The organism is Methanobacterium aggregans, assembly GCF_017874455.1.
Lineage (GTDB): Archaea > Methanobacteriota > Methanobacteria > Methanobacteriales > Methanobacteriaceae > Methanobacterium_C > Methanobacterium_C aggregans.
Map to the genome: position 1 here is coordinate 34,132 of NZ_JAGGLN010000002.1, position 25,533 is coordinate 59,664.

General features: G+C 37.4%; 21 protein-coding genes. 14 read left to right on the plus strand and 7 right to left on the minus strand.

Annotated elements, in window-relative coordinates; translation table 11 throughout:
* Positions 1 to 49 precede the first annotated feature (49 nt).
* On the minus strand, positions 50 to 934 hold the full coding sequence (locus J2756_RS02885) for a UbiA family prenyltransferase (protein ID WP_209582419.1): 885 nt from the start codon (positions 932 to 934) through the stop codon (positions 50 to 52).
* Positions 935 to 1,161: 227 nt separating this feature from the next.
* On the opposite strand from J2756_RS02885, the gene J2756_RS02890 reads away from it, so the two are divergent.
* A complete protein-coding gene (locus J2756_RS02890) occupies positions 1,162 to 2,880 on the plus strand; it encodes a histidine kinase dimerization/phosphoacceptor domain -containing protein (RefSeq protein ID WP_209582420.1) in 1,719 nt (572 codons plus the stop codon).
* A gap of 40 nt (positions 2,881 to 2,920) precedes the next feature.
* Here J2756_RS02890 and J2756_RS02895 read toward each other — a convergent pair whose 3' ends face one another.
* On the minus strand, positions 2,921 to 3,541 hold the full coding sequence (locus tag J2756_RS02895) for an SOUL family heme-binding protein (RefSeq protein WP_209582421.1): 621 nt from the start codon (positions 3,539 to 3,541) through the stop codon (positions 2,921 to 2,923).
* A 113-nt stretch (positions 3,542 to 3,654) separates the two neighbouring features.
* Between J2756_RS02895 and heR the strand changes: the two genes are divergently transcribed.
* The gene (gene heR, locus J2756_RS02900) at positions 3,655 to 4,473 is read left to right on the plus strand and encodes a heliorhodopsin HeR (protein ID WP_209582422.1); all 819 of its coding nucleotides are present in this window, start codon (positions 3,655 to 3,657) and stop codon (positions 4,471 to 4,473) included.
* 147 nt (positions 4,474 to 4,620) lie between these two features.
* Here the strand turns inward: heR and J2756_RS02905 are convergent, their stop codons facing one another.
* From J2756_RS02905 to J2756_RS02915, 3 genes are all read right to left on the minus strand, one after another.
* Positions 4,621 to 5,004, minus strand: coding sequence for a hypothetical protein (locus tag J2756_RS02905; protein WP_209582424.1), 384 nt, complete (start codon positions 5,002 to 5,004; stop codon positions 4,621 to 4,623).
* Between the two features lie 20 nt (positions 5,005 to 5,024).
* On the minus strand, positions 5,025 to 5,594 hold the full coding sequence (locus J2756_RS02910) for a flavin reductase family protein (protein ID WP_209582426.1): 570 nt from the start codon (positions 5,592 to 5,594) through the stop codon (positions 5,025 to 5,027).
* Between the two features lie 107 nt (positions 5,595 to 5,701).
* Positions 5,702 to 6,202, minus strand: coding sequence for a nitroreductase family protein (locus J2756_RS02915; RefSeq protein ID WP_245315914.1), 501 nt, complete (start codon positions 6,200 to 6,202; stop codon positions 5,702 to 5,704).
* Positions 6,203 to 6,634: 432 nt separating this feature from the next.
* On the opposite strand from J2756_RS02915, the gene J2756_RS02920 reads away from it, so the two are divergent.
* The 8 genes from J2756_RS02920 (at position 6,635) to J2756_RS02955 (ending at position 13,018) form a co-directional block, all read left to right on the plus strand.
* Positions 6,635 to 6,790: a TIGR04165 family Cys-rich peptide gene (locus J2756_RS02920; protein ID WP_209582428.1), complete on the plus strand. Its 156-nt coding sequence runs from the start codon at positions 6,635 to 6,637 to the stop codon at positions 6,788 to 6,790.
* Between the two features lie 205 nt (positions 6,791 to 6,995).
* A complete protein-coding gene (locus J2756_RS02925; RefSeq protein WP_209582430.1) occupies positions 6,996 to 7,304 on the plus strand; it encodes an ArsR/SmtB family transcription factor in 309 nt (102 codons plus the stop codon).
* Between the two features lie 42 nt (positions 7,305 to 7,346).
* On the plus strand, positions 7,347 to 7,670 hold the full coding sequence (locus J2756_RS02930) for a hypothetical protein (protein WP_209582433.1): 324 nt from the start codon (positions 7,347 to 7,349) through the stop codon (positions 7,668 to 7,670).
* A 163-nt stretch (positions 7,671 to 7,833) separates the two neighbouring features.
* Positions 7,834 to 9,006 carry an ABC transporter permease gene (locus tag J2756_RS02935; RefSeq protein ID WP_209582435.1) on the plus strand — a complete coding sequence of 391 codons (1,173 nt, stop codon included), beginning with the start codon at positions 7,834 to 7,836 and terminating at the stop codon, positions 9,004 to 9,006.
* Positions 8,999 to 9,685, plus strand: a complete 687-nt coding sequence (locus J2756_RS02940) for an ABC transporter ATP-binding protein (RefSeq protein ID WP_209583177.1) — start codon at positions 8,999 to 9,001, stop codon at positions 9,683 to 9,685. Before J2756_RS02935 ends, J2756_RS02940 begins: the two co-directional genes overlap by 8 nt.
* Positions 9,686 to 10,229: 544 nt before the next feature.
* Entirely contained in the window at positions 10,230 to 10,889 is a 660-nt protein-coding gene (locus tag J2756_RS02945) for a hypothetical protein (RefSeq protein ID WP_209582436.1), read from the plus strand.
* Positions 10,890 to 11,645: 756 nt separating this feature from the next.
* The gene (locus tag J2756_RS02950; RefSeq protein ID WP_071906387.1) at positions 11,646 to 11,813 is read left to right on the plus strand and encodes a 4Fe-4S binding protein; all 168 of its coding nucleotides are present in this window, start codon (positions 11,646 to 11,648) and stop codon (positions 11,811 to 11,813) included.
* A 17-nt stretch (positions 11,814 to 11,830) separates the two neighbouring features.
* Positions 11,831 to 13,018: an NAD(P)/FAD-dependent oxidoreductase gene (locus tag J2756_RS02955; protein WP_209582437.1), complete on the plus strand. Its 1,188-nt coding sequence runs from the start codon at positions 11,831 to 11,833 to the stop codon at positions 13,016 to 13,018.
* Positions 13,019 to 13,287: 269 nt separating this feature from the next.
* Here J2756_RS02955 and J2756_RS02960 read toward each other — a convergent pair whose 3' ends face one another.
* Positions 13,288 to 14,085, minus strand: coding sequence for a UbiA family prenyltransferase (locus J2756_RS02960; protein ID WP_209582438.1), 798 nt, complete (start codon positions 14,083 to 14,085; stop codon positions 13,288 to 13,290).
* A 194-nt stretch (positions 14,086 to 14,279) separates the two neighbouring features.
* Positions 14,280 to 15,038, minus strand: coding sequence for a hypothetical protein (locus tag J2756_RS02965; protein WP_209582439.1), 759 nt, complete (start codon positions 15,036 to 15,038; stop codon positions 14,280 to 14,282).
* Between the two features lie 238 nt (positions 15,039 to 15,276).
* Between J2756_RS02965 and J2756_RS02970 the strand changes: the two genes are divergently transcribed.
* The 4 genes from J2756_RS02970 (at position 15,277) to J2756_RS02985 (ending at position 25,412) form a co-directional block, all read left to right on the plus strand.
* Entirely contained in the window at positions 15,277 to 17,055 is a 1,779-nt protein-coding gene (locus tag J2756_RS02970; RefSeq protein WP_209582440.1) for a thiamine pyrophosphate-dependent enzyme, read from the plus strand.
* Positions 17,056 to 17,147: 92 nt separating this feature from the next.
* Positions 17,148 to 18,647, plus strand: coding sequence for a glutamate synthase-related protein (locus tag J2756_RS02975; protein WP_209582441.1), 1,500 nt, complete (start codon positions 17,148 to 17,150; stop codon positions 18,645 to 18,647).
* Between the two features lie 142 nt (positions 18,648 to 18,789).
* Positions 18,790 to 19,791 carry a PAS domain-containing sensor histidine kinase gene (locus tag J2756_RS02980; RefSeq protein WP_209582442.1) on the plus strand — a complete coding sequence of 334 codons (1,002 nt, stop codon included), beginning with the start codon at positions 18,790 to 18,792 and terminating at the stop codon, positions 19,789 to 19,791.
* Between the two features lie 383 nt (positions 19,792 to 20,174).
* The gene (locus tag J2756_RS02985) at positions 20,175 to 25,412 is read left to right on the plus strand and encodes a DUF3320 domain-containing protein (protein WP_209582443.1); all 5,238 of its coding nucleotides are present in this window, start codon (positions 20,175 to 20,177) and stop codon (positions 25,410 to 25,412) included.
* Positions 25,413 to 25,533 lie beyond the last annotated feature (121 nt).

The window sequence follows — 25,533 nt, forward strand, 5'->3', positions numbered from 1 at the left end:
TAGATGAACTGCTTAATATAATTATCCAGTGTAATACCATTACAAATGGTTAAAAAACAGTTTGAAGAACTACCAAAAAAACTGCCCATAAAATGAATTCTGAATCTGCAATTGAACATAAATTTGTCCATGATTTATTATTTAAATTATTGCACGATTTTTTTAAGTAATATGCTGTGTAGAAATAGAATATTATTAATGAGAGAGTTATTGAAGGAATTATTTTAAGGTAAACACCAATTATCAGGGGTATGAATGCTGCAAAGTTCAGAATATGGAGAAATTTAACTGCATTTTCTTTACCAAAGAGCACAGGAAGTGTTTTCAAATTTTCCTCTTTATCAGAGCTGCAATCCTTTAAATCAAAGAATACTGCATTTACCATACCTTTTAATGTTATAAAAATGAATGATATAATAAGAGAAGAGTTAATACCCATTGAGTAATATAATGGAATGAAGAAAGTCCCTGATAAAGACCATGTCAACACAGTGTAAAGGTTCTTAAATAATGGGATTTTCTTCGTTATTCTTTTAAATAAAGTGGCATAAAAAATACCCCCCAATACAATTAAAACTATGAAAACCGTCAAGTGGATGCTTGAGAAAAGTAAAATGAGTAATATGAGCAAAACTAGATAAGTTACCAATATAAAAGGATAAAATCTGTCCTTTTTAAGGTATCTGGCTCTTTCACTGTTGGTTGCATCATCCTTATCCACATCATGATGATAATCATAGCTGTAAACTATTAGAGGTAAAAGATAGGATATTAGAAGTAGTGGAATAGTTGCGTGGGTATCTGTAAGTTTTGAAGTTGTTAAAATAAGGGAAGGTGCCCCTAATGCAGTTAAATATCCTCCATGAATGATTTTGTTTTTAAGGATGTTTACGTATCGTTCATGGGGAGTTATTGAATGTTCATACGAATACATCAAACCCCTTTTTACCGTTTCCAGTAATCAAACAACAGATTATCCTTCTCAGCCTTAAGGTGTATTACTATAATATTGAATCATATTTTATATTATAATCTTTCGGATTTACTCTCGATCTTCGCTACTTCTTCATTCAATTCCCCCCACTTTCTAGCTTAAACCCCCAAAAAACATATTAAATAAGAATGATAAAATAATATTAATTTGATGAGGAGACTGAGTTTATGAATGTTTTTGCAACCCTGTCATTCATTGCTTTCATGCTATGCTTTTTCATGGGCAACTTCATCTATCATAAAAATTCTGATAGTTCCCTAAATAAGATGGTAGCTGTTTTATGTATTTTGGTAGGATTTCTGGCATTTGTGGAGTTTGAATACAGGCAGGTGGTTGACTTTCAAACTGCTTACTTCTGGTTGAAGATCAGTGGACTGTGGCCCTTAGTACCCGCCATACTTCTGCATATTTCCCTCATATTCACAGAAAAAAAGAAGATCCTAAGGAACAAACTCACCTACATCGCAATATATGCACCTGCACTGATAATATCAATTTTCGCAATTAACACCCCAATGATGCTTGAAGGTATTTTAAAGGAGTACTGGGGCTGGACTTATGTCTTTCCAAAAAATTCTCTACTTTTTGGTTTAATGAGTATCTGGACAATAATCTGTACCATAATCTCCGGAACTCTATGCTTTTTACATTATCTGAAATCCCATCACATTGAAAGGATGCATGCAAAGTACATGCTTGCAGGCCTTTATCTACCACTGCTTGTAAGCTTCTCAAGCGATTTTGTGTTCCCCACAGTATCTGTAAGGGTGCCTGAAATGACCATGGCCATGTCAACACTTGGTATCACATTCATAAGCTATGGAATATGGAAATACGGGTTCCCAGCCCTTACTGCAGCATCAGTTGCAGATGAAATAGTTTCCACCATGTCTAACTTTTTGATACTTCTTGATAGTCAAAAAAACATAATTACAGTTAACAAGGCCACGTGTAATCTTCTGGGCTACGATAAAAATGAACTGGAAGGATTTTCTGTGGGAAAGATCTTTGCAGATGAAAATCAGGAAAGGTTGATATTCATTGGAGATTATTTAAATGCAAAGAGAGGACCGAACTCCATGAATATGGAATTGAACTTCGTTAACAACTTTGAATTAAATCTGAAATCTAAAAATGGCTTTAAAATCCCAGTTATCATCTCAAAATCATTTATAAAAAATGAAGAAGGTTTGATTGTAGGTATCATACTCATTGGAAATGATATCCGTGATATTAAATCCATTGAAGATAAAATTGAATCTGCACTTGAAGAAAAGGAGTTGCTACTTCAGGAAGTGCATCACAGGGTTAAAAATAATCTTCAGATCATATCCAGCCTTTTGAGTCTTCAGTCCAACTACATCAAAGAACCCGAAGACCTGGAAATATTCCAAAATAGCCAAAATCGTGTTAAATCCCTGGCATTGATACATGAGAAGCTTTACCAATCCCCAAATTTTACCCACATCAACTTCGAAGATTATATTTGGAGTTTAATGAGTTATCTTCTAGGTTACTACAAACCCAACAGTATCAAACTGGAAATTGATGTTAAGGACATATTCATGGGCATTGATACTGCAGTTCCCTGCGGCCTTATAATAAACGAACTTGCAACGAACTCCATAAAACATGCATTTCCAAATTCCATGCCAGGTACAATTAAGATTGGGCTTTACTATAATAACTCGGAATTTGAACTCGTTGTAAGGGATGATGGGATTGGTTTTCAGGAGGCTATCAATTTTGAAACAACTGAAAACCTTGGATTAAGACTTGTTTCTGCATTAACTCAACAAATTAACGGGACCATAAAACTGAATAGAATTAATGGCACAGAGTTCAGAGTTAAGTTTCATGAAGTGGAGTATGCAAAGAGAATTTGAATGAAATAATTTAACATCATTCAAGACCCCAATTCGGGATCTAAATTTCAACTATTATTTCATTTCTCCTTAAAAATCCGGGCACTAGAGGGTTGTTGTACTGAGCCACTATAAAATTTGATTTGGGTTTTATTCCTTTTTTATCCAGATATTGTATCATTTCATCCATCTTTTCCTGTGCAAGATCTTTTTTAACCCTTCCTGAAAACTTCAAAACCAGTGCATGCTGATTTTTAACCTCTTTAAATTTTATTCTATCATCCTCTGGCTCTGGAAGGGTTTCAAGTTCATATCCTTTGGGAATTGTAAATGATATTCTGTGGATGTTTTTTCCCTTCTTCTCATGAGTAACAGGAGCTGTCATAGATATTTTCTCAGATTCAACCAAAGCTTCCTGTGTTACTGGAGCTGCCATTGAAATTTTCTCAAATTCTCCTTTAGATTCTGAAACATCTTCCTCAGATACCGGTGCTGTCATAGATATTTTAGAGCGTTTCCTGTTGGCTCCAAATATGTACTTTGCAAGTATGGAGAATCCTCTTCCAATGGAATCATCAAAATCTCCCTCAACATCCACCTGTGCCAGTATGTAAGGGTCATAGTTTCTGATTTCAAATTTACCATCTTTACTCTCAACACTGAACTCAGGGCTTTCAACCATTCTCCAACCCCCAATTGGTTAATTGAAGTAAAAAAAATTCTTCACCATTTAATAATATTGTAAATCAAATAATAAGTAACTAAAGATTTCATCATAAAAAGGAGGGGTTTGACATGGATAATGATGAAAGGAAGGAAATAATGTCTAAGTCTCCAATTAGTTTTGAGGGGCTTCGAAAACTGAATATAGGTGCTGGAACCCTGCACCTCATTCAGGGGATTTTAATGATTGCCCTGGGCCTTCTTCTGACTTGGAACAGGGATATATACACGTTTTACCTGAAGTTTCAGGTTATACCACCGAACGTGTTCAAGGTTGCACCAGATCCAAGTGTGATATTTACTGTGGGATACTTGGGAGTTATCCTAGCATCGTTTCTGCTCATATCAGCAGCGGCACACTTCATAATCGCTTTTTTAAGAAACAACGAGTACAATGAAAACCTTAAAAAGGGAATGAATCCCTACAGATGGTACGAATACGCCCTTTCAAGCTCCATAATGATTGTGATACTTGCAACTTTTGTTGGAGTCTGGGATCTATGGTCTCTGGTGATGATATTCATCCTAAATGCCATGATGATCATGTTCGGCTACCTCATGGAGAAGATCAACCAGTACCCTAAAAAAACTGACTGGTCACCCTACCTTCTGGGATGTGTCTCTGGACTGACACCGTGGATAGTGATTGCAGCCTACTTCGTAGCTGCCCTTGGCTCATCAGCAACCAAACCACCAACCTTTGTTTACCTGACCCTTCTCATTTACTTCGTAATGTTCAACACCTTCTCAGTGAACATGGTGCTTCAGTATAAGGGTATCGGAAAGTGGAGGGACTACCTCTACGGTGAAAGGGTTTACATAATCCTCAGCTTAATCGCAAAAACTGCACTGGCATGGCTGGTATTTATAGGGATCTTTGCTCCGTTCTAATCAGAGAACACTGTTTAAATATCCAAAAATGATTTTATACCTTTTTATTTTTTTAATTAAAATTTGTTGTATTAAATTAGTAAAACTTGGTAAAATAAGGATTTAAACCCCTTAAAAATTAAATTGGATGAGTATTCGCCGTTTATTTCATGGAAAGTCCAGCTTCATGTCCATGTCCATTAAATCTTCAAGTGCCTCCACGAATTCCATGAAAGAATCTGGAAAGTCGTTGGTTCCTGCAGATTCAATTTCCATGTCTTCAATGGATATTTGAACCTTCCATTGGGTTCCATCAAAACAGCAGAGATCGTAGTGTTCATTCCACTCCCACAGTCCCATATCCTCCATCTTATGCCAAAAGTCTTCCCATTGGTTTTCACTGGGAGTTATGGGCTCTGAAATACCATCAATATTTCCTTCTTGGTAGATCAGGCAATTATTTTGGAGTTTTACTGAAAATCTCTCTTTTGGATAGATAATTGAACCATACTCCACCACAAACTTTTCTGGAATCATATCCTGCATGTTCATCCTAATCATTTAATTATGGCCTATTTAAGCTCTTTACCCACATTAAATGCCTTTGCCAGATATTTTCCTACAGAGTAGTAGGCTCTGCCTGCAGGGTCGTATATGAATGGTTTTATCTTGTTTATGTCTGGAATTCCATCTGGATCAAGGGCTTCCTCATCCACCTTAACATCCATTATCTCACCGTTGAGTTGGACGTGCACCCCCAGATCTGCTGTTTGAACCAGTTTGCACTCGAGAACCATTGGGAACTCTTTAACATAGGGGGCATCCACTACTTCACTTTTAACTGGAGTTAAACCGGCTTTCTCAAATTTATCCGCGTTCCTGCCTGATACTATTCCGGAGTAATCTGCCTCCTTAACATGTTCCTCTGAGGGTATGCTTACTGTGAAGGCCTCCCTTTCAAGTATGTTTTCATAGGTGTATCTGTGCTTTTGAAGTGAAATTGAAACACACGGCGGATTGGAACAGGATATACCTCCCCATGCTGCTGCCATTATATCAGGTTTTCCAGCTTTGTCGTAGGTCCCAACTATGAAGACTGGTGTTGGATAAACTATTGTTTTTGCTCCTATTGATCGTTTCATACGCATCATCTCCTAAAAAGTTTTTAAATTAATTATTTAGGGTTTTGAATGATTTAAATGATTATTTTTAAAATTATGATTTGAAATATGTTTTAAAGGTAAATCCCCTACCAATGTTCGTAACGTACAATCTGGGACAGTTCCTTACGTGTTTTAGGTCTTATTTCATCATCAGGATAGCCCAGAGTTGTGAATAAAATTGGTTCAACACCTTCAGGTAACTTCAATACACTCCTAGCTGCATCTGCATTGAAAGCTGCTATCCAACAGGTTCCCAGCCCTAAACTGGTTGCTTCAAGTATCAGGTGATCCATGGCTATTGTAACATCCACTTCACTGTAATTTTTACCGTCACTGCGAACCCATCCCTCTTCAGGCACTGCACATGCACATATCACTATGGGTGCATGGGTGAACCATTCTGCACCGTAAATAGCCTTTAGCTCATCTTCTCTTCCACTTGTTTTAATAACTATGAATTTGAATGGCTGTTTGTTGGCTGCTGTTGGTGCAATACGTACCGCTTCCAATATTTTTTCGAGTTTTTCAGTTTCTATTGGTTTGTTTTTATATTTACGTACGCTGTACCTTCTCTCAATTAAATCCATAAACTTTATTAGAACACCTCCAAAAAATACATCATTTTTCATGCTTTTTTCCAGTGCAGGAGTTAATTCAAGTTCTTACTTCAAATTAACACGTATACGAAAATATTTAGGCACTGTTACTTTGAACCCATTCCCCTATGTAAAATATGAAAATAAATTATTGCAGATGGATATTAATATATAAATTGTTTTATAAATTGTTTTTAAATAATTTTGTTAATAATATCTAATAAAAATGGAATGATCAAAAATTTTTACAAACAATGGGCATTTAGAGTAGATATTAAACTAAGAATTTATAAAATTAGGAATATCAATTTCAGCAATGCCCAAAAAACATAGATCATCAAAATAGCCTTATTAAGTTAAAAAATTAGAAAAAATAAATTTAATGTGCATAAATCACTCATAAAGTTTCAGGAGGATTTAAAGATGAAGATCAACCTAACAGAAAAATGTCCAAAGTGTGGATGTCAGGATAAAACAATTGAAAGAAAAATACGTGATGAACACCTTGCTTTTGCCACTACCGGAACTGTTGTATGCTCAAAGTGTGGTTACGTTTTTAATTCACCAGATGATAAGTAAAGAAAAAGATGAAACTGAAAAATGAATCAGATTTACCTGTGAAGATCAAAGGAAATTAGAAACCAGGATTTTAAAATAGGTAACTTATTGTGTTCTGTGAGTTTAAAACACTTCAGTTAAGGGAACTTCCATTTATCCTTTCATAGCTTCACCATTTCAAAATTTTAACATTAATTAGTTTTAATTAAAAGCTGGCCAGATTAAAATGAGAAAGTTATTGTGGTGGGTGATTGCAGGCACAACTGGGGGCCCTAACCGTGCCAAGATAATTAAAGAGCTGCATGAAAGGCCTTACAATGCTCATCAACTGGCTGAAAGATTGGAACTTAACTACAAAACTGTGCGCCACCATCTCAAAGTTCTGGATGAGAACAATTTAATCACATCATCTGGAAAGAAGTATGGTGAGCTTTACTTCCTTTCGGATAAGATCATTGAAAACTACGATGTTTTTGAGGATATATGGAAGGAACTGAAATATGGATCAGAAAAGGAACAACCCCAAAATCCATAAGCGTGAATTAAAGATTAAGATGATAGTAGAGAGGATAAGAACATGTTAACACCCTATGAAATCACTGCAATTATTTATGTGGCTTTAGTAGTTGGATTGATAAACATTTTTTTGCTCTTAGACCTCCTTTACTCCTATTGGAACACTTATAAAGAGTTAGAATCCAAATTTACAGTGGGACTCATCTTTTTTACTTCATTTCTCCTGCTTCAAAACGTTTTAGCATCCATTTTTATTGCAGTACAGCTTATTTTACCTCCAGATTTTAATGGTTCGGAACTTGGAAAACCACATCTTCCACTACTTTTGATCAATTTAATCCAGTTAGTGGCTCTTTCCATACTTTTGAGGATAACACGGAAATAGGCTAATGTTTTCATAAGTTTATAATTATTATCTCTATTTTTAATTAATATCTGAAAAATGTTCAGAGTATGTGCTGAAATTCACAGTATTATTGTAATTTATGCATAATTTATGTGTGATTTGGGCATATCTATTTCATACAACTCCAACATAAATAAATTATATGTCATACTTAACACTAATTCTGAAAAATCCATTCAGAAACAAAACCCGGACCTCCCTTTCAATCATTGGAATTGCAATAGGGATAACTATCATAGTGGCCATGGGCATGATCACAAATGGGCTTCAAGCATCCACCCAGACCACCCTCAAGGCAGGTGCGGCTGAAATCACTGTGACACATGCAGGTTCCAATGCATTTGTTTCAAGCGGAGGTACCATAGATCAAAGCCGTGTAGCTGATATTAAAGGAATTGGTGGAGTCAAAGATGCTGCAGGTATTTTAAAGGTTAGTAACTCCAGCACCACTTCTGGAACTTCTTCAAGTTCGTCTGCTAGTCCCGCAGGATCTGGAGGATTTGGAGGTTTGTCAATAATTGGTATTGATAATAGCCAGCTGAGCCTTGCAGGTATAAGTGCTGATAACGTCAATGGAAGTTTGTTCAGTAATGGAAGTACAGATGAAGTTATAATAGGTAAAACCGCAGCTCAAAGTCTTAATAAAACTGTTGGAGATACCATAAACCTTTACGGGAAAGACTTCAAGATAACTGGAATTTTTGAGACTGGAAACTTCATACAGGATGCAGGAGTTTTCATGCCCCTTAACACCCTCCAAAACTTGACAAGCAACACCAACAAGGTCAGTAACATATACGTTAAGGTCAAAGACAATGCAAATGTAACGCAGGTAAGTAAATCCATTGCAGATGCCTATCCGAATGAGCTGTCAACAACAACAGCTGCAGATCAGGCCAACAGAATAAGTCAAGCTATGGGAACCATAGACACAGCTTCCTGGGCAATTTCACTCCTTGCAATATTCATTGGTGGAATTGGAGTTATAAACACCATGATAATGTCAGTATTTGAGAGAACAAGAGAAATAGGAGTTCTTAAAGCTGTTGGATGGAAAGACAGGAGAATCTTGGGAATGATACTCGGTGAATCCATCGTACTCACACTCATAGCTGCAGTTGCAGGTACGGTTGTTGGAGTGGTAGGAGTTGAAGTTCTACTGTCCTTTTCAAGCAGCACAATAACGCCGGTATTTTCAATTGACATATTAATACGGGCCTTTGGAGTGGCCTTGATCGTGGGGGTTCTCGGTGGACTGTATCCAGCATACCGTGCCTCCAGATTACAACCAACAGAGGCTCTGCGCTATGAATAAGATTAAAACCAATACAACCAAGATAATCAACATCAAAAACCTTAAAAAAGGCTACGATAACAACCAAATAAAAGCTTTGAATGGTGTTGACCTTGAAATAAAAGAAGGAGAATTTATAGCCATAATGGGACCTTCAGGCTCTGGTAAATCCACACTACTCAATATGATAGGAGCACTGGACAGAGCAGATGGGGGATCCATAGAAGTTGCAGGTATCGATCTATTTAAAGCCAAAAATCTCAGTGAATTTCGCTCCAAAGAGATAGGCTTCGTTTTCCAGATGCACAACCTCATACCCAACCTCACGGTAATGGAAAACGTCGAAATACCCATGTACGAGACATCCATATCCTCAGATGAAATGCATGAAAGGGCTTTGGAACTTTTAAAAGCAGTAGGCCTTGAAGACAAGGTCAATCAAAGACCTACAAAACTTTCAGGCGGTGAAAGGCAGAGAGTAGCAATAGCCCGGGCTCTTGTTAACCACCCCTCCATAATTCTAGCAGACGAACCCACAGGTGCCCTTGATTCAAAAAATGGGAAGATAATACTCGACCTTTTGAAGGACCTGCACCAAAGGGAGAACGTGACCCTCATAGTGGTAACTCACGCACCAGACGTTGGACAAATGGCTGAAAGGACCATAGAAGTTCTTGATGGAAAAATAGTGTCCAAATAGAAATATCCAATTTCTTTTAAACCTTTTTTTAAATTTTTATTTTTTTTTAAGATTAAAAGGTTCATTTAAAATTGAAAAAACAGATTTTAATAGATCTGATAAAATAGAAATTAAAATAGTAGTTTTTAATCCAACAAATATCGATTTTTAAGGGTTATATCCTAATATTTGCAGTTTTTATGATTTTTAGATCATGAGGGGATCATGAATCACATGCCAAACATTTTAAAGAAGCTAAAGGTATTGAAAAGTGTTATAGATCTTTATATTTTAATTTAAACCCATTAAAACTGTTTAAGTACACTTTGAATGGATCCATGTATTGGTTGTTATATTACAAGCATGACATGGAGTTAAGAATGTATTTGATTAGTTCTCTTTTTTTGAAAATAAGGTTTGAATGGGCTTATTTACTGAGAATGGAAACCCAAGTAACTGGTCCATGATCATCCATTTCAATTCCCATTTAAAACGTTTAAAATTAAAAAAAGAGTTCTATGCGTGCCTTTTTTTTGATTTTAGACCAAAAGCTTTATATGTTATTGTGAGGTACCTAAGTTGGTGCCAAAAAAGTCCTACATTACTCTTTTATAAAGTAGGGCGTGGAGGCGGTACAATTAAGCGAAAATCATTATTTGCACTACTATGCGCAATAGGCATGGTTCTGTGCATCCTGCCGGCAACACTGGCAGTAAATACATCAAATACTTCACAAGAACCTTCTAAGGTCACTTCAAGTGAAGTTAAAGAAATTAAAGAAGTTAAAAAATTAAATGCAGCTTCTTATTACTACAAGAAAGTTGTTAAGTACAAGAAGGTGGCTTACTACAAGCACCACAAAAAACACTACAAGTACAAGAAGGTTGTAACCTACAAAAGGGTCTACAAAACAGCGAAAGCAGCTTCAACGTACAAAACTGTTAAAAAGGTCTACAAATCTGTTGCAGCTTACAACGTGAAGAAAACTTCAATTACTGCAACTGCAACTGCAAAATGTTCCTGCGGTGCAACTGGAAATTACAACTACCACACAGCAAGTTTTAAAAACTACTGTCCGCACTGCCACAAATCAGGAGTTCTCGTATGGAACCCTAAAGGAACAGCAGAGGGCGAATGGACATGTTCCAGCTGTGATGCAGACTACTGTGCTGCAGACGGTAAGGAAAAAGTTTACAGGAGCCCAAAATATTTAAAAAAAGCTTAAAAGCTTAGAATAATATCTTCAAAGCCTGTTAACCCAAACAGGTTTTTAATTTCTAATTTTTTTTAATGTAATTTACTGATAATAAGATAATGAAACTGAAGATCATTGATATTCTATTTTTTAAGTCAGAATTTTTTTTTAATTTATTGAATCCAATTGGGTTGTGTAGGATGTTGAATCCTATAAAAAAATTCCCTTAATTAAATTCTTTAATTTATTCATGAAAAAATCCTTTTATTAAACACACACATTTAAATCCACTGATTATTTTGAATAAACATATTTTGAATAAACAATTTTTTTAGTTACTCCACTTCTCAATAAGAGTACGTATCCATGTTGTACATCCTTAAATTAGACATTAAACAGTCCATGTAACGGGTTAAAAATCTTAATTTGGCCGTGGAAGTCATGGGGTTGGGGTTTTCTGAAGATTTTGAAGTTACTCAACTTGATTGATTAAAGCAATTGATTAAAATAGAAGTAGAAATAAATTTAAAATAGATATTTGATTGGATTTATAAAAATATTTTAGTGAGGTTGTTGAAACAATCTTTAAAAGAGGGTATTCTAATAATTTTTTTGAAACATTTCTTAGATTAACAAAGAATTTTCAATTGGAACAGATTTATTTCCACTAAAACCTATAAATACTAGGAAATAGTAACAAATGTAATCTGAAAAGGAATGTGCTTAAATAAAATAAGCTCTCAAATTAAATAAAATAACTATTAAAATAATTTGAAGGTTGATAAAATGATGGTTAAGGAATGGTGCATGTACTGCGGGGAATGTGCAGGTGTATGTCCCCGATCACTCATAGAAGTCCGGGAAACAAGCTTAATATTCAACGAAGAAGGATGTAAAGACTGCCAGATATGCGTACAGGTATGTCCTGTGCAGGCTTTAAGCAAAGAGGAATGATTAGAGGAGATGAAGATATGAAGTTAATTGAGACTGATGTTCTTGTGATAGGTGCAGGTCCAGCTGGTTCATCCACTGCAAAACACGCAGCACTTAACGGTGCAGACGTTATTCTAATGGATAAAAAGTCAGAGATAGGATCACCTAAACGATGCGCAGAGGGTGTTTCCAAGGAAGGGCTTGAAAAACTTGGAATTGAACTGGATCCTCGCTGGATTACAAGGGAAATAAAGGGTATTCGCCTTGTATCACCAAACGGAACAGATGTCTGGTTGAACGATGAAAAGGTCAAAATCCCCGAGGCAGGATTCATACTGGAGAGAAAGGTCTTTGATAAATACATGGCAATGGATGCAGCACGTGCTGGGGCCAAAATAATGGTCAAAACCCTTGCAAGGGGGATGAGAAGAGATGGAGATGCTTACATTGTAAGCTGCCAGCACATGGATGAAGACTTTGAGATCAAAGCCAAAATTGTGGTTGGTTCAGATGGACCTGAATCCCGTGTTGGAAGATGGGGTGGCCTTAAAACCACAGTTAAACCAAAAAACATGGAATCTGGTGTTCAATTTGAAATGGTTGGCCTTGAACTCGAAGATTCCAACTCCCTAGAGTTCTACTTTGGAAGTGTTGCCCCTGGTGGTTATGCATGGATATTCCCAAAGGGTGATGACATAGCAAACGTTGGATTAGCTGTTTTAACAACTGAAACTGATAAAAGTGCCTACCAGCACCTTGTGGAGTTCGTTGAAAAATGTCCTGCAACACAGAATGCTCAGGCAGTTGAACTGAACATAGGCGGAGACCCTGTGGGAGGTATGCTTAAAAATCTGGTTGCAGACAACGTTATTATAGTTGGAGATGCTGCAGGTCATGTTAACCCACTTACAGGAGGGGGAATAAACTCTGCACTGGAGGCTGGAATGTATGCAGGTCAGGTAACTGCTGCAGCCATTAAAGATGAGGATTACTCCGAAAAAAGACTTAAAAAATACCAGAAAAAATGTGAAGAAAATATAGGTAACTCCTTTGATAAGTACGCTAAAACCAAGGATTACCTTTTATCTGTTTCAGATGAAGAACTGGACAAAGTAGCAGATGCATTCCAGGAAATTGAACTGGACAGTATAAACACACGAGAACTCATCAAAGTCCTGGTAAAGGTTTCACCTAAAGCACTGCTAAAATTAGGGAAAATATTTTAATTGAAATATTAATTCAATTTAAGTATTAAAATAATCCCTTTCTATTTTAATTTTTCTAGTTTAATGAAGGGAAAATATTTCCTTATTTTTTAATTTTTAGCAGTTTAATTCTTTTAAGGATCAACAACCCTACGATCATATGATTTTTACACAAAATTTGTGATACATGAATATTTGATAAATAGAGGGTTAAATTTCCGATTAAATTAAATAGTTGAATTAAGCCAATAATATCAGCATGCTTATCCAATTACATTCAATTCAATGTTTTAAAAGATTATGTACAGTATGCATATCAAAAAAAACACCAGTGCAACCTGATGATACAATCTGTCAGCAACGTACATCATCGCATCCTTCTGGATAAAAAGGGATAAATAAAGGGGTATTGCTGCAAGAAATGCGGGTAAGACTGCAATTGCAAATTGTACAAGGTTCATGGTTCCAGAATAGAGAATATATATGAGTGTTGCACCGGCTACCGTTCCGACAACACTTGCCTGACCCATTTTGGATTTGTACATCACGTATGTGGCCATTCCAGCCATGTACATAAAGAAGTAAACACTCATTGGAACCAGGAAAATGTTGTCAAGGAGTACACAGCAGGATGCTATTCTCAAAACAGAATTGGTTGCAGTACTTGCAAATGGGGCTAAAAGTGTATCTTTAAGCCTTATTGGAGGTACAGTATATAGGACCTGGTTTAAAAGCATCAGAGCCATTATGAGTGTGAAAACGGGTTTCATGAATGCAAATGATATCAGGAAGACTGCTGTAATTACAAAGCCACAAAAGAGCATCACCCATTTCTTTTCTATGCTATTTTGTATGAATGCCCTCCCTTTTTTTGTTACATCATTCATATCAAGTTCAAGATCTGTTAGGTCGTTTAAACTGTAAAGGGCACCCCACAGCAGAGATACCAGGAAAAGACCTCCAAGTATTTCGTAAGGATTTTTTAGGGTTAAATTTGTAAAATAAGCATATGTTAGGGCTAAAAGATACATGTTAACAGTTTTAGATGCCCATGTTATACGGGTTGACTTTATAAGGGTTTTTATCATTATATAATCCCCAATTCATAGATTCAGTGTTTATCTAAAGCACAGCTTGCAAATCAAAAGCCAGGATCATCAACAGGAAACAATCCATTACTTGTAAATGGAAGTGCAGAACTTGAATCATGCCAAGTTTATTTAGTTTTATTGTAAATGGATTAAAATACTTTCCAAATTATTAGTTCAATTCAAGTTAATGATCAATTCCTCAAAAACCTTTTTTCTAATGCTTGACATATAAACCTTGGTTTGTGTCCATATTGTTTAATAAGATGTTTTACAGTTTTTTCGTTGACATCAAAGTGTTTCTTCACGATCTTCACAACTTCATCCATTGAGTATGAGATCTCAACAACTTCAAAGAGCAGTGCAAGAATACCAATTATTAAACGGGATAATGGTCCAAAGTCCGTGAACAAATCTTTTTTTTCACTTTTAACATGAATTCTCCATGCAGTCTGAAGAACCACATTCATGGCTTTAAAATCATTTCTGCAGGTTAAATATTCCTTTAAACAGAGAAAATAGAAATAAAATGATTTAAAACCTTTATAATTTGTCCACTGGCTGAATCCCACTGTTTTATCATCTAAAACGTGCGAATCATGAAATTTATCTGCAAAGAGCACTGCATCAAAGGTTTGAAGTTTTTTATAAACTTCACCTCGAGATTCTACCTGAAATTCATCCTTTAAATTCCTGAAAATCCTGTTAAAAACATCTTTTGAAGAATCCTCAAGATTTTTAATATCCAACTCAACATCGTAAACATTCAAAGCCAATTCATCAACTGCGAAGTAGATATTTACGGATTTACCAGTTCCTGGAGCCCCAATTACGTGAACAATTTTTCCTTTATGCGTCTTAAGATCTTCAAGGATTTTATAAAGTTTTTTATAGGAACGTGTTTCAACGAAGCTTCCATTGTCTGCATTGGATGTAACCTTGTAGTTTTCCATGATAAAATATTGATTTTTACGAGTATATAAACACGAAGATTGAGATAATTTGCTCTTTAGTAATATTATCCATTTTTGGGTGTCCTGAAAAATTTTTTCAACTGAGTTGATCCACAAGAATTGGTGAATTACAAATGAAAGTGCCCGTTCCCATAAATACATGAAAACCTATGGTTTTATTAATTTTATAAATCATAATTATAAGCAGAAAATGATTAAATATTTTTGAGGGGTTTAAATGGCAAAATATAGGTGTACAGTCTGTAACTACATATACGATGAGGAAGTTGAGGGTGTTAAATTCAATGATCTGCCTGAAAATTGGAGATGTCCCGTTTGCAACTCTCCAAAAAGTGCATTTGTATTTCTATGTGAAGGTAAAGCATGTGATGGGTCTGAAGAAGCAGATGAAAATAAAACAGTTTCAGATGTTATGGTTGCACAGATGGTGGAGTGGGGTGTTAAGTACGTGTTTGGAATACCTGGAACTTCTTCACTGGGTGTTGTTGAGGCCATACGTAAAAATGATGCCATCAGCTACGTACAGGTGAGACATGAACAGGCAGCTGCACTAATGGCTTCTGCCTACGGTAAGCTCACAGGACATGTTGCTGCATGTCTGACCATTGCAGGTCCAGGTGCAACTAACCTTGCAACAGGACTTTACGATGCAAAACTGGATCATTCCCCTGTTCTGGCCTTGACCGGTATGGTGAAAAGGCAGCTCATTGGTCCTGGTTCCTTTCAGGAGATAGATCAGCACGCTTTCTTTGAACCTGTGGCTGTTTTCAACAAAACACTCATGTCAGAGGATCAGACCACCAGCCTTACAACCCTTGCAATTAAACATGCCCTCCTTGAAAGGGGAGTTTCACACATTGGAATACCCAACGATGTTCAAAAATTTCCATGCACTGGTAAAGTAACTCCTTTTAAAAATAGAATGCCCAATCAAGCAGTTTTACAACCAGATTTCATTGTGGAAAGGGCTGCAAATTTGGTGGATAATTCAAAAAGGCCAGTTATAATAGCTGGTTTTGGGGCAATGGGTCATGGTGATGAACTTTTAGAATTTGCAGAGAAGATAGATGCCCCCATCACAACAACCTTCCGGGGAAAAGGTGTGGTTAATGAGTACAATCCACTTTACGTTGGAAGTCATGGAACAATAGGTTCAACAGCTTCAGCAGAACTTGTGGAAAAATCTGATCTCCTCGTGGTGGTTGGATCCTCCTTCTCAGACATGACACAAATACCTGAGAAGAGGGCTGTTCAGATCGACATGGACCCCCTGATGATAGCCCGTAGATATCCTGTTGAAGCTCCCATGCTTGGAAACAGCTCAGAACTTCTCCCACGCTTAATAAAAGCTGTTGAAGGTAAACAAAGACCAGACTACATGAAAGAAATTGCTGCATTGAATAAATCCTGGCTTGATCTTCTTGATGAAGAGACTGATGCCTCAAAATCGCCTTTAAGACCCCAGTACATAATAAAAGTTCTGAATGAAAAGCTTGCAGACGATGCAATTGTATCCCTGGATGTTGGTGAGAATGGATGGTGGTTCGGCCGTAACTTCTTTATGAAAGAAACCCAGAAACTTCTCATGTCCGGCTACCTCGCCACGATGGGATTTGGATTGCCTGCAGCTATTACAGCCCAACTGGTTTATCCTGAAAGGCAGGTTACATGTATAAGTGGTGATGGTGGTTTTTCAATGGTTATGGGGGAGTTTATGACTGCATGCAAATATGAACTGCCCATCAACCTGTTCGTAATGGATAACAGGCAGCTTGGAATGATCATGCAGGAGCAAAAGGTTGAAAATTATCCCAACTGGCAGACTGACCTTCACAACTGCGACTTTGCAGAGTATGCAGAAAGCTGTGGAGGTCTTGGAATAAGGGTTGAAAGTCCTGAAAAACTTCCAGAAGCAGTTGATAAAGCTTTGAATTCAGATAAGCCTGTTTTAATTGACATTGAAACTGATCCTAGAAGATTTATTGGATCTGATTGAGATGAAACCTGAAAATGTAGATTATGATTGAAGATAGGGGATATAATTTTTTAAAGAAACTTCATGCATACAAGAATCAGGAGAGTTGAAACATGGTCCAGGATTCATGGAAAGTACTTTCAAAGGTAGAAGATTCCAGGGAGAATCGGGCTAGATGTCCCTGCCCATTATGCCCCAGCTATTCAAACTGCGGTGGCGAAATACTTTACTGTGGCATAGGGCCCAGTAAGTCAGATGTTGAAATTCAGGGTTGTGTATGCAATAAATGTGACATTTACATTGAAAAAGGGCTCAAAGGAAACTATTACTGCACCAAAGATGTTGTTGGAAGGAACAGTAATTTTATGCGTAAAAAAGGATCATATGAAGACCCTGAAAGTTACAATAAAATGGTTAACATTAAAGATGAATGTTCCACTGGACGAAGCATGGTAGGTTCAATGGGATCCGCAAAGAAACTGCCTGTTTCATTTGAAGATATCCATTTTATTCCAGCCCAGGTGAACAAAATACCCCTGAACCTTGAGGAGGCTGTTAACACAACCATATGTATAGGTCCCTCATCAATGAAACCCCTGCAGCTTTCATCACCCATAATAATTTCAGGAATGAGTTTTGGTGCAGTGTCAATGAATGTTAAGCTTGTGATTGCAGAAACTGCTTCAAAGTTGAATGTTGGATTCAACTCCGGTGAAGGCGGTATAACAAAGGCTGAGCTTGAAATGGCACCATCTCAAATGATGGTTCAGTATGCAACTGGCAGATTTGGAGTTGATGAAGAGATACTGAAAAATGCTGTAGCAGTTGAAATACGCTTTGGACAGGGAGCTTACCCTGGAAAAGGAAGTTACCTTCCTGCAGAGAAAATGAACCAGGAGATAGCGGAACTCAGAGGTCTTGAACCTGATGAATCTGCCTATTCTCCTGCACACCATTCAGATATATTGAACCCTGGAGATGTTGTTGAGAAGGTTTCATGGCTTCGTAAGTTAACTAATGGGGCCCCAGTAGGTGCTAAAATTGGTTGTGGTGATATTGAGGGAGATATTGAGGTTCTTGTGGATGCTGATGTTGATTTTGTAACCCTTGATGGCTTTGGAGGGGGTACTGGTGCTACCGATCTTTACGTTAGGGAAAACGTTGGAATACCCATAATTGCAGCACTTCCAAGGGCTTATAAATATCTTGATGAGCTTGGAGTGAAGGATGGTGTCTCAATTCTTGCAGGAGGGGGTCTGCGCAGTTCTGCAGATTTTGCGAAGTGCCTGGCCCTGGGTGCAGATGCAGTTTCCATAGGAACTGCAGCACTCATAGCACTGAACTGTGAACAGTACAGGGTATGTTACAGTGGATCATGTCCCACAGGAGTTGCAACCCAAAATACTGAGCTTATAAAACAGTTGAACGTTTCTGATGGAGTTAAAAAACTTGAAAACTTTCTGAAGATTTCAACAAAAGAAGTAGCAAATCTCACACGCATAACTGGGAAAGAGAAGATTTCAGATCTGAATATGGATGATTTAACTGCAATTACACGTGAAACTGCATTTGTAACAGGTGTGAAATATATCAATGGCCAGTGCTTGAGGTGAATTACTATTTTTAAATGGATATAAATAACTTTTTTTTAGAGTAAACTTCATGAATCCAGTGTCAGCGAACCATTTAAAACCCTGATGGATCAAAACATGAACAAAATATTGGATAAATTTTTGTAGTTAAGGTGATGAAGATATGGATGAAATTGATATTGAATCTGAAAAAGTATTTGATCTAACATTTAATGCCATACCTGACCTTATAACACTCCTTGATAAGGATCATAAAATTTTAAGGATTAACAAGGCTATGGCAAATCGTCTTGGAGTTTCACCTGAAGAATGTGTTGGTAAAATATGTTTTGAAGTGGTTCACAACAGAGAATGTCCTATAGAAAACTGTCCCCATGCATTGTTACTGGAAGATGGTTCAGAACACGTATCTGAAGTGAAAGAAGATAATTTAGGAGGATTTTTCCTTGTAACTGCCACTCCAATAGTTGACAGTTCAGGGAATACATTGGGGAGTGTTCATGTTGCAAGGGATATTACACAGCGTAAAATTATGGAGGATGAACTTCATAAAGCCCTTGAGGATAAGGACGTACTTATTAAAGAGGTGCACCACAGGGTTAAGAACAATTTGATGATCCTATCAAGCTTGTTAAACCTACAATCCCGTTACATAACCGATGAGAAGATCCAGAATATTTTCAAGGAATGCCAGGATCGTACAAGGTCCCTTGCAATTATACATGAAAAACTGTACAGATCAGAAGATCTTAAAAAAATAAAGATCAATGAATACATTGAAAGCCTTGTTTCAAGTCTTTATCACAGTTACACACTGGATTACAATAGAATTAAGGTCAGGGTGGATGTTGAAAACCTTGAATTTGATGCAGACACATCCATTCCAATTGGGCTCATAATAAACGAACTTTTCACCAATGCAATGAAGCATGCATTTCCAGGAAATAAAACTGGGCAGGTAACTGTTGAACTGCATTCAGAAAATGATGAATTTAAACTTGAGGTTTCAGATGATGGAACTGGTTTTCCTGAAGATTTAGACTATAAAAATGTTGATTCTTTAGGTTTACGACTTGTTAAGAGCTTAACCGAACAGATAGATGGAAAACTTGAGCTTGAACATGGTAAAGGTACTCATTTTACCGTGACATTCAGAGAACTGTAAACCCTACCCCTAAAAAAGTCTTTCTCCCTTTTTTTCTATTCCATTTGTATAAAATTTTATTTTTCTATAAAAATTATGGAAAACATGCAGATTTTAAGAGTTAAAACCTGTTTAAACCCACTGAATTCCCTCATTAAACCCCCCAAACTTTTTTTTAAAGTCCTTCAAGAGTTATTTTTTAAAAAGGATACCTTTAAAATTTATTTCATTTCAAAGGCCATGTTACTTCAAAGGCTGTTCTGAAAAGGTCAAAATATATATTCCTTACTTGAATATTATTTAAAAGAGTTCTTTAAAAAAATTTTATTTAAAAGTTTCTCTAAAATCAGTTAATTGATGTGAATCTGATTTTAAAATTTTGATCTCATAGGTTGGTTGTTTGAATGGATTTAAGGGGTAATGCAAATATTGAAGCTCAAGTTGGAACACTGCGAAAGAATCTTCTAGATTTAAGTATGAAAAATCAGCTTTTGAACTTCAGACCCTACACCAGATCCATAAAGGTGGAAGATGAAATACCAACCGAAGTTTACAGCATCCTGGTTTTAAATGAAAAGAAAATGCAGTTTCTTCCAAGGGCAGAAAAGGATGAAACAAGAGATTCTGAAGCCATTGATCCAAAAAAAGAGGAAAATGGTCAGATATCAGGAAATGCCCCAGATTTTCAGGATGATCCAAATAACATGGATAGGAATCATGAAGAGAAATCCATTCTCTGGAAGCTTCCAGAACCCCAGTTAAAGGTGGCAGAAAAACACAGTGACCTTCTTCTTCAGACGAATTTAACTGCAGAAGAACTGCAGAAACGTCTCTTCCGCATAGGTCAGCAGTCCAGATCCATGCTTGAAGAACAGGGTTACAACATCCTTTACCTTGCAATGGGTTTTCTGGAATGGGTGGAAAGTCCAGATTCTGAAAGTGTTAGGAAAGCACCCCTTGTACTTGTACCTGTAGAACTGGAGCGTAAAAAGGTTAAAGGTCCTTTCAAGCTCAAATGGACTGGAGAAGAAATAATTACAAACATTTCACTCCAGGAAAAGCTCACAGAACAGAACATTGAACTACCGGATTTTGAAATGCCTGCTGAAAAATCTGATCTTTATGACTATTTTAAGGCAGTTAAAAAGGCAATAGGAGTAAATAAGGATTGGAAATTGGTTTATGAGAGTTACCTTGGATTTTTCAGCTTCACCAAATTCGTTATGTACAAGGATCTGGATCCTGAAAGCTGGTCTGGAGAGTACCTTGAAGGTAACCCCATAATAAATGCCATATTCGATCCATCCGGAGATACATATGATGAGGGGTTCCTTCCAGAGGATGTTGATAAAAAATTACGTTACAAAGATGTTTATCACATAGTTGATGCTGATTCTTCCCAGATCGCTGTTATAGAAGATGCCAAATCTGGTAGGAACATGGTGGTTGAGGGGCCTCCAGGCACTGGTAAATCTCAGACAATTGTGAATCTCATAGCTGAATTGATAAGTAATGGAAAGACTGTGCTTTTTGTTAGTGAAAAAATGGCGGCTTTAGAAGTTGTTAAAAGTCGTCTGGACAATATTGGACTGGGGGAGTTCTGTCTGGAACTTCACAGCCGTAAATCCAAGAAGAAGGATGTTCTGAATGAACTTGAAAGAACACTCTACAAAAGAGTTAAGCCCCAGGTATCCCTTGAAAATGAGTTTCAAACCATTGAAAGACTCAGATCAGAGTTGAATGGATACAATGAAGTTTTACATGAACCCTTTGGTGAAATTGGACTTTCTCCATTTGAACTTTTTGGTATGAAGGAAGAATCCCTGAATTATTTCAGGGAAGCAGGAAGGGAAATGCCCAGGGTTAGATTTCAGTCCCCTGAAAAGTGCAGTTTATCCCAGTACAATGAAACAGCTGCAACACTTAAAAGTATTGAGGAACTGGTTAAGTTTTTGAAGCCCATATCAGAAAATCCCTGGAAAAACTGTATGCCCTCCAATCTCCTCCCATCAGATGAAGATGAAGTGGGATCTCTTCTTAAAAGAACTGAGCTGTCCCTTGAAAACCTTCAATCTGAATTGGAATATCTTTCTCAAGTGACTGGACTTGGAAAACCTCAAAACACTAAAAAAATTTCTGAATTCATTTCTTCTGCAGAGCTGCTCTCCAATTCAAAAAAATTATCCATTGATGTTCTCACAAACCCTGAGTGGGATGGAGGTAATGGACTTGCCCTTGAGTTAATAAGAAACCTTGAAACATTTAAGGAGTACAGGGAGGAGTTGTCCATGTTCCAAAGGGACGTGTTAAATATGAACCTTCAACCCCTCCTTAACGAGTACCGTGAAAATTCTTCAAAACTGTTGAGATCCTTTAGGGGAGGATATAAAAAGGCGAAGGAACATGTATCCTCATTATACATAGGTAAAGTCCCAGAAAAAGATGAAAATGTTATAAATGACCTTGAATCTGTTGTTCAATGTCAAACAGCCCTTCGTAATCTGGAGGATCTGGAAGAAACAGGTCAAAAATTGTTTGGAAATTACTGGAAGGGATCGGACAGTGATCCAGAATCCCTGAAACAGTTAATTAAATGGATTGTTCCCTTCAGGAAAATGATGGCAACAGGTAAAGCTAGTATTAAAACAGTTGAACTTGTAAGTTCTGGAGTCGATGCTGAAGATACATCCACATCGATACAGAGGATACATATGTACTCAGTGGAAATGTTGAAGTACATCCATGAACTGGACAGTTACCTGAAAATCGATTTTAAGTCAATATTTGGTAAAGGTCTTGAAAATACATCATTTAATGAAATAACGGCCCAGATCAAAGGTTACATTGCCGGACTCTCATCACTGCAAAAATGGTCCCAGTTCCTTGAAATTTTAAGGGAAAGACCTAACACAATGGTCGATCCCCTGATTGAGTTGGTAACCCATGATGAAATTGAAACAGAAGATCTCATACCCTGTTTCAGGGGAAATCTTGCAGATGAACTTCTGAGATCTGTTTTCAATACAAATCCCCTTCTCTCAGGATTTATAAGTGAACTTCATGAGGGTAAAATAGAAAGATTCAGTGACATGGACAGAGAAATCATCTCCCTCAACAGGAAGAGGATCTCTTCCAAGCTTTCAATGGAGAAGCCAAGTTTGAATGGTGCACCTTCAAGAAACTCTGAATTGGGAATCCTTTTAAGTGAATTCAACAGAAAAAGAGGACATATGCCCATAAGACAGCTTTTATCCAATACCTGTGGTCTGGTTCAGAAGATCAAACCCTGCTTTATGATGAGCCCACTTTCAGTGGCCCAGTTTCTGGATCCACAAAACTCCAAGAACGTCCGCTTCGATGTGGTTGTCTTTGATGAGGCGAGCCAGGTTAAGCCTGAAGATGCACTTGGAGCATTTTTAAGAGGTAATCAGGCTGTTGTGATGGGTGACACCCGCCAGCTGCCACCAACTTCATTTTTCGATACAATGGCAGATGCAGATGATATTGATGACTATGAACTTTCATCCATATCAGATATGGAGAGCATACTTCATCTCTGCAAAAGGAGCTTCCCAACTAAAATGCTGCACTGGCACTATCGCAGCCGGCATGAATCACTCATAGCACTTTCAAATCAGGAGTTCTACAACAACGAACTCCTTATATACCCATCACCCTGCCATGATACAAATAATATGGGTTTGAAGTTTCAATATCTTCCTGAAACAGTTTATGATAGGGGTAGAAGTTCTGCAAATCGTATGGAAGCTAAAAAAGTGGTTGAAGCTGCAATGGAACATTACAGAAAATTTGGATCCTCCAAGAGTCTGGGTATCGGTACCTTCAACATCAAACAGCAGCAGGCCATACAGGAAGAGCTGGAGTTGCAGCTTAAAATGAATTCAGAACTTGAAGGGTTCTTCACAAGTAGTCGTGATGAAGCATTCTTCATCAAGAACCTTGAAACGATTCAGGGGGATGAGAGAGACGTTATATTCGTGAGTGTTGGTTACGGCAAGGATCAAAATGGCCGTTTAAATCTTAACTTTGGACCTTTGAATCGTGACGGTGGAGAAAGACGTTTGAACGTTCTCATAACCCGGGCAAGGGAGCGATGCGTTGTTTTTTCAAATTTTAAGGCCCGTGATATAGATATAACTTCAAATTCTGCCTTTGGAGTCCGGGCTCTAAAGTCATTTCTTGAGTACGCAGAAACAGGAAATCTTGAAAGTGTCAGGGCTCCAGGGGAGGATACAGAATCGCCATTTGAAGATTCTGTGTACAGATTCCTTAGAGAAAATGGGTATGAAATTCATAAACAAGTGGGATGTGCAGGTTTCAGAATAGACCTTGCAGTGGTTAATCCTCACTCTTTAGGGATGTACCTTCTTGGAATTGAATGTGATGGGGCAAGCTACCACAGCTCACACGTTGCCAGGGACAGGGACAGACTCCGCCAGCAGATACTTGAAGGGCTTGGATGGAACATATACAGGATCTGGTCAACCGACTGGTACAGAAACCGTGCTGACGCCCAGAGAAGGTTACTCGAAACCGTAGATGAAGCTTCAAAAGTTGCATCATCCCCTAAAAACTTACAAGAAGAAGTTGAAGCTGAGAATGGAAGAAATACCTCTGAAATAATTGAAACACGAATTGAAAATAGAACTGAAAATAGAACTGAAACTCCTCTGGAAGTTGAAAGAGAAACCATGAAGGTTGAAGTTCCATACAATCTAGACACGGAAATATCCTCAAGTAGGGATCATCCATCTGAACGTGCTGAAAATGGCAACAAAGACCACCTTAATATTGATGATGTAACTCCAAGTTCTGTTAACAGTTCATCTACCCATGATAGTTCTATTGATAACTCTTCAGTTAACAGTTCCATAAACAGGTATCCATTTAAAGATTCTATAAGCTTTATCACTGTTAATGAACCTGATTTTAATGAACATGATGTTGTTAATGATTTTAAAATGAAAAAAGTGGATGGTTCCCATATTGGGGGTCTTGATGATGGTTCCATTGTTAATCAATCTGATCTTTCAGAATCTTATGGTACTTCGGAATCTCCAGAAGATTCTGTAGTTGATTATGATGTTTGTTCCTCACTCTGCATCCCTGTAACTGGTGAACTACATGAAAAACATCCATCTGAACTTGCAAAAGCCGTGGTGCAGATCGTGAACCTTGAGGGTCCTGTGCATTTCAGTGAAGTTGTGAGGAGAATAAGGGTTGCTTGGGGCCTTAAAAAGGCAGGTAAAAGGATCCAGGATGCTGTGCTGAGTGCAGTGGTTTATGCCAAGCAGAATGGTGAAATAACATCCAAAGGCGATTTCCTATTCTACAACGGAGTTACCGGAGGTAATGTAAAGGTGCGCAGGCGTTGTGGAGATCCTCCAGCCAGGATTGACCTGATATGTGATGATGAGATTGCAGAAGCAGTTAGAATAGTGATAATTCGTCAGTTTGCAACTCCCAAGGACGAGATTGTCAAGCAAACCTCCAGAATTCTTGGATTTAAGGCAACCCGTGGATCAACTGCATCAAGGATCGGGAAGGTTGTGAACTGGCTTCTTGAAACTGGTGAGCTTGAAATCTTACCAAATGGTATGATAAACTTTCCAAGACAGTGAAACTCTTAAATAATGAGCTTGAAAACGTGAATATGAAGGGAGTTCAATTTTCTATCAATAGTACTGAATCGTGCCATGGAAATATTAATTTGTATAATGTAAATTCTAAAAAAAATATTCC

Bases quoted from the DNA above. Each gene is read 5' to 3' on its own strand.
- J2756_RS02885 (WP_209582419.1), bottom strand. From the start codon at position 934: ATGTATTCGTATGAACATTCAATAACTCCCCATGAACGATACGTAAAC.
- J2756_RS02890 (WP_209582420.1), top strand. From the start codon at position 1,162: ATGAATGTTTTTGCAACCCTGTCATTCATTGCTTTCATGCTATGCTTT.
- J2756_RS02895 (WP_209582421.1), bottom strand. From the start codon at position 3,541: ATGGTTGAAAGCCCTGAGTTCAGTGTTGAGAGTAAAGATGGTAAATTT.
- heR (WP_209582422.1), top strand. From the start codon at position 3,655: ATGGATAATGATGAAAGGAAGGAAATAATGTCTAAGTCTCCAATTAGT.
- J2756_RS02905 (WP_209582424.1), bottom strand. From the start codon at position 5,004: ATGAACATGCAGGATATGATTCCAGAAAAGTTTGTGGTGGAGTATGGT.
- J2756_RS02910 (WP_209582426.1), bottom strand. From the start codon at position 5,594: ATGAAACGATCAATAGGAGCAAAAACAATAGTTTATCCAACACCAGTC.
- J2756_RS02915 (WP_245315914.1), bottom strand. From the start codon at position 6,202: ATGGATTTAATTGAGAGAAGGTACAGCGTACGTAAATATAAAAACAAA.
- J2756_RS02920 (WP_209582428.1), top strand. From the start codon at position 6,635: ATGAAGATCAACCTAACAGAAAAATGTCCAAAGTGTGGATGTCAGGAT.
- J2756_RS02925 (WP_209582430.1), top strand. From the start codon at position 6,996: ATGAGAAAGTTATTGTGGTGGGTGATTGCAGGCACAACTGGGGGCCCT.
- J2756_RS02930 (WP_209582433.1), top strand. From the start codon at position 7,347: ATGTTAACACCCTATGAAATCACTGCAATTATTTATGTGGCTTTAGTA.
- J2756_RS02935 (WP_209582435.1), top strand. From the start codon at position 7,834: ATGTCATACTTAACACTAATTCTGAAAAATCCATTCAGAAACAAAACC.
- J2756_RS02940 (WP_209583177.1), top strand. From the start codon at position 8,999: ATGAATAAGATTAAAACCAATACAACCAAGATAATCAACATCAAAAAC.
- J2756_RS02950 (WP_071906387.1), top strand. From the start codon at position 11,646: ATGATGGTTAAGGAATGGTGCATGTACTGCGGGGAATGTGCAGGTGTA.
- J2756_RS02955 (WP_209582437.1), top strand. From the start codon at position 11,831: ATGAAGTTAATTGAGACTGATGTTCTTGTGATAGGTGCAGGTCCAGCT.
- J2756_RS02960 (WP_209582438.1), bottom strand. From the start codon at position 14,085: ATGATAAAAACCCTTATAAAGTCAACCCGTATAACATGGGCATCTAAA.
- J2756_RS02965 (WP_209582439.1), bottom strand. From the start codon at position 15,038: ATGGAAAACTACAAGGTTACATCCAATGCAGACAATGGAAGCTTCGTT.
- J2756_RS02970 (WP_209582440.1), top strand. From the start codon at position 15,277: ATGGCAAAATATAGGTGTACAGTCTGTAACTACATATACGATGAGGAA.
- J2756_RS02975 (WP_209582441.1), top strand. From the start codon at position 17,148: ATGGTCCAGGATTCATGGAAAGTACTTTCAAAGGTAGAAGATTCCAGG.
- J2756_RS02980 (WP_209582442.1), top strand. From the start codon at position 18,790: ATGGATGAAATTGATATTGAATCTGAAAAAGTATTTGATCTAACATTT.
- J2756_RS02985 (WP_209582443.1), top strand. From the start codon at position 20,175: ATGGATTTAAGGGGTAATGCAAATATTGAAGCTCAAGTTGGAACACTG.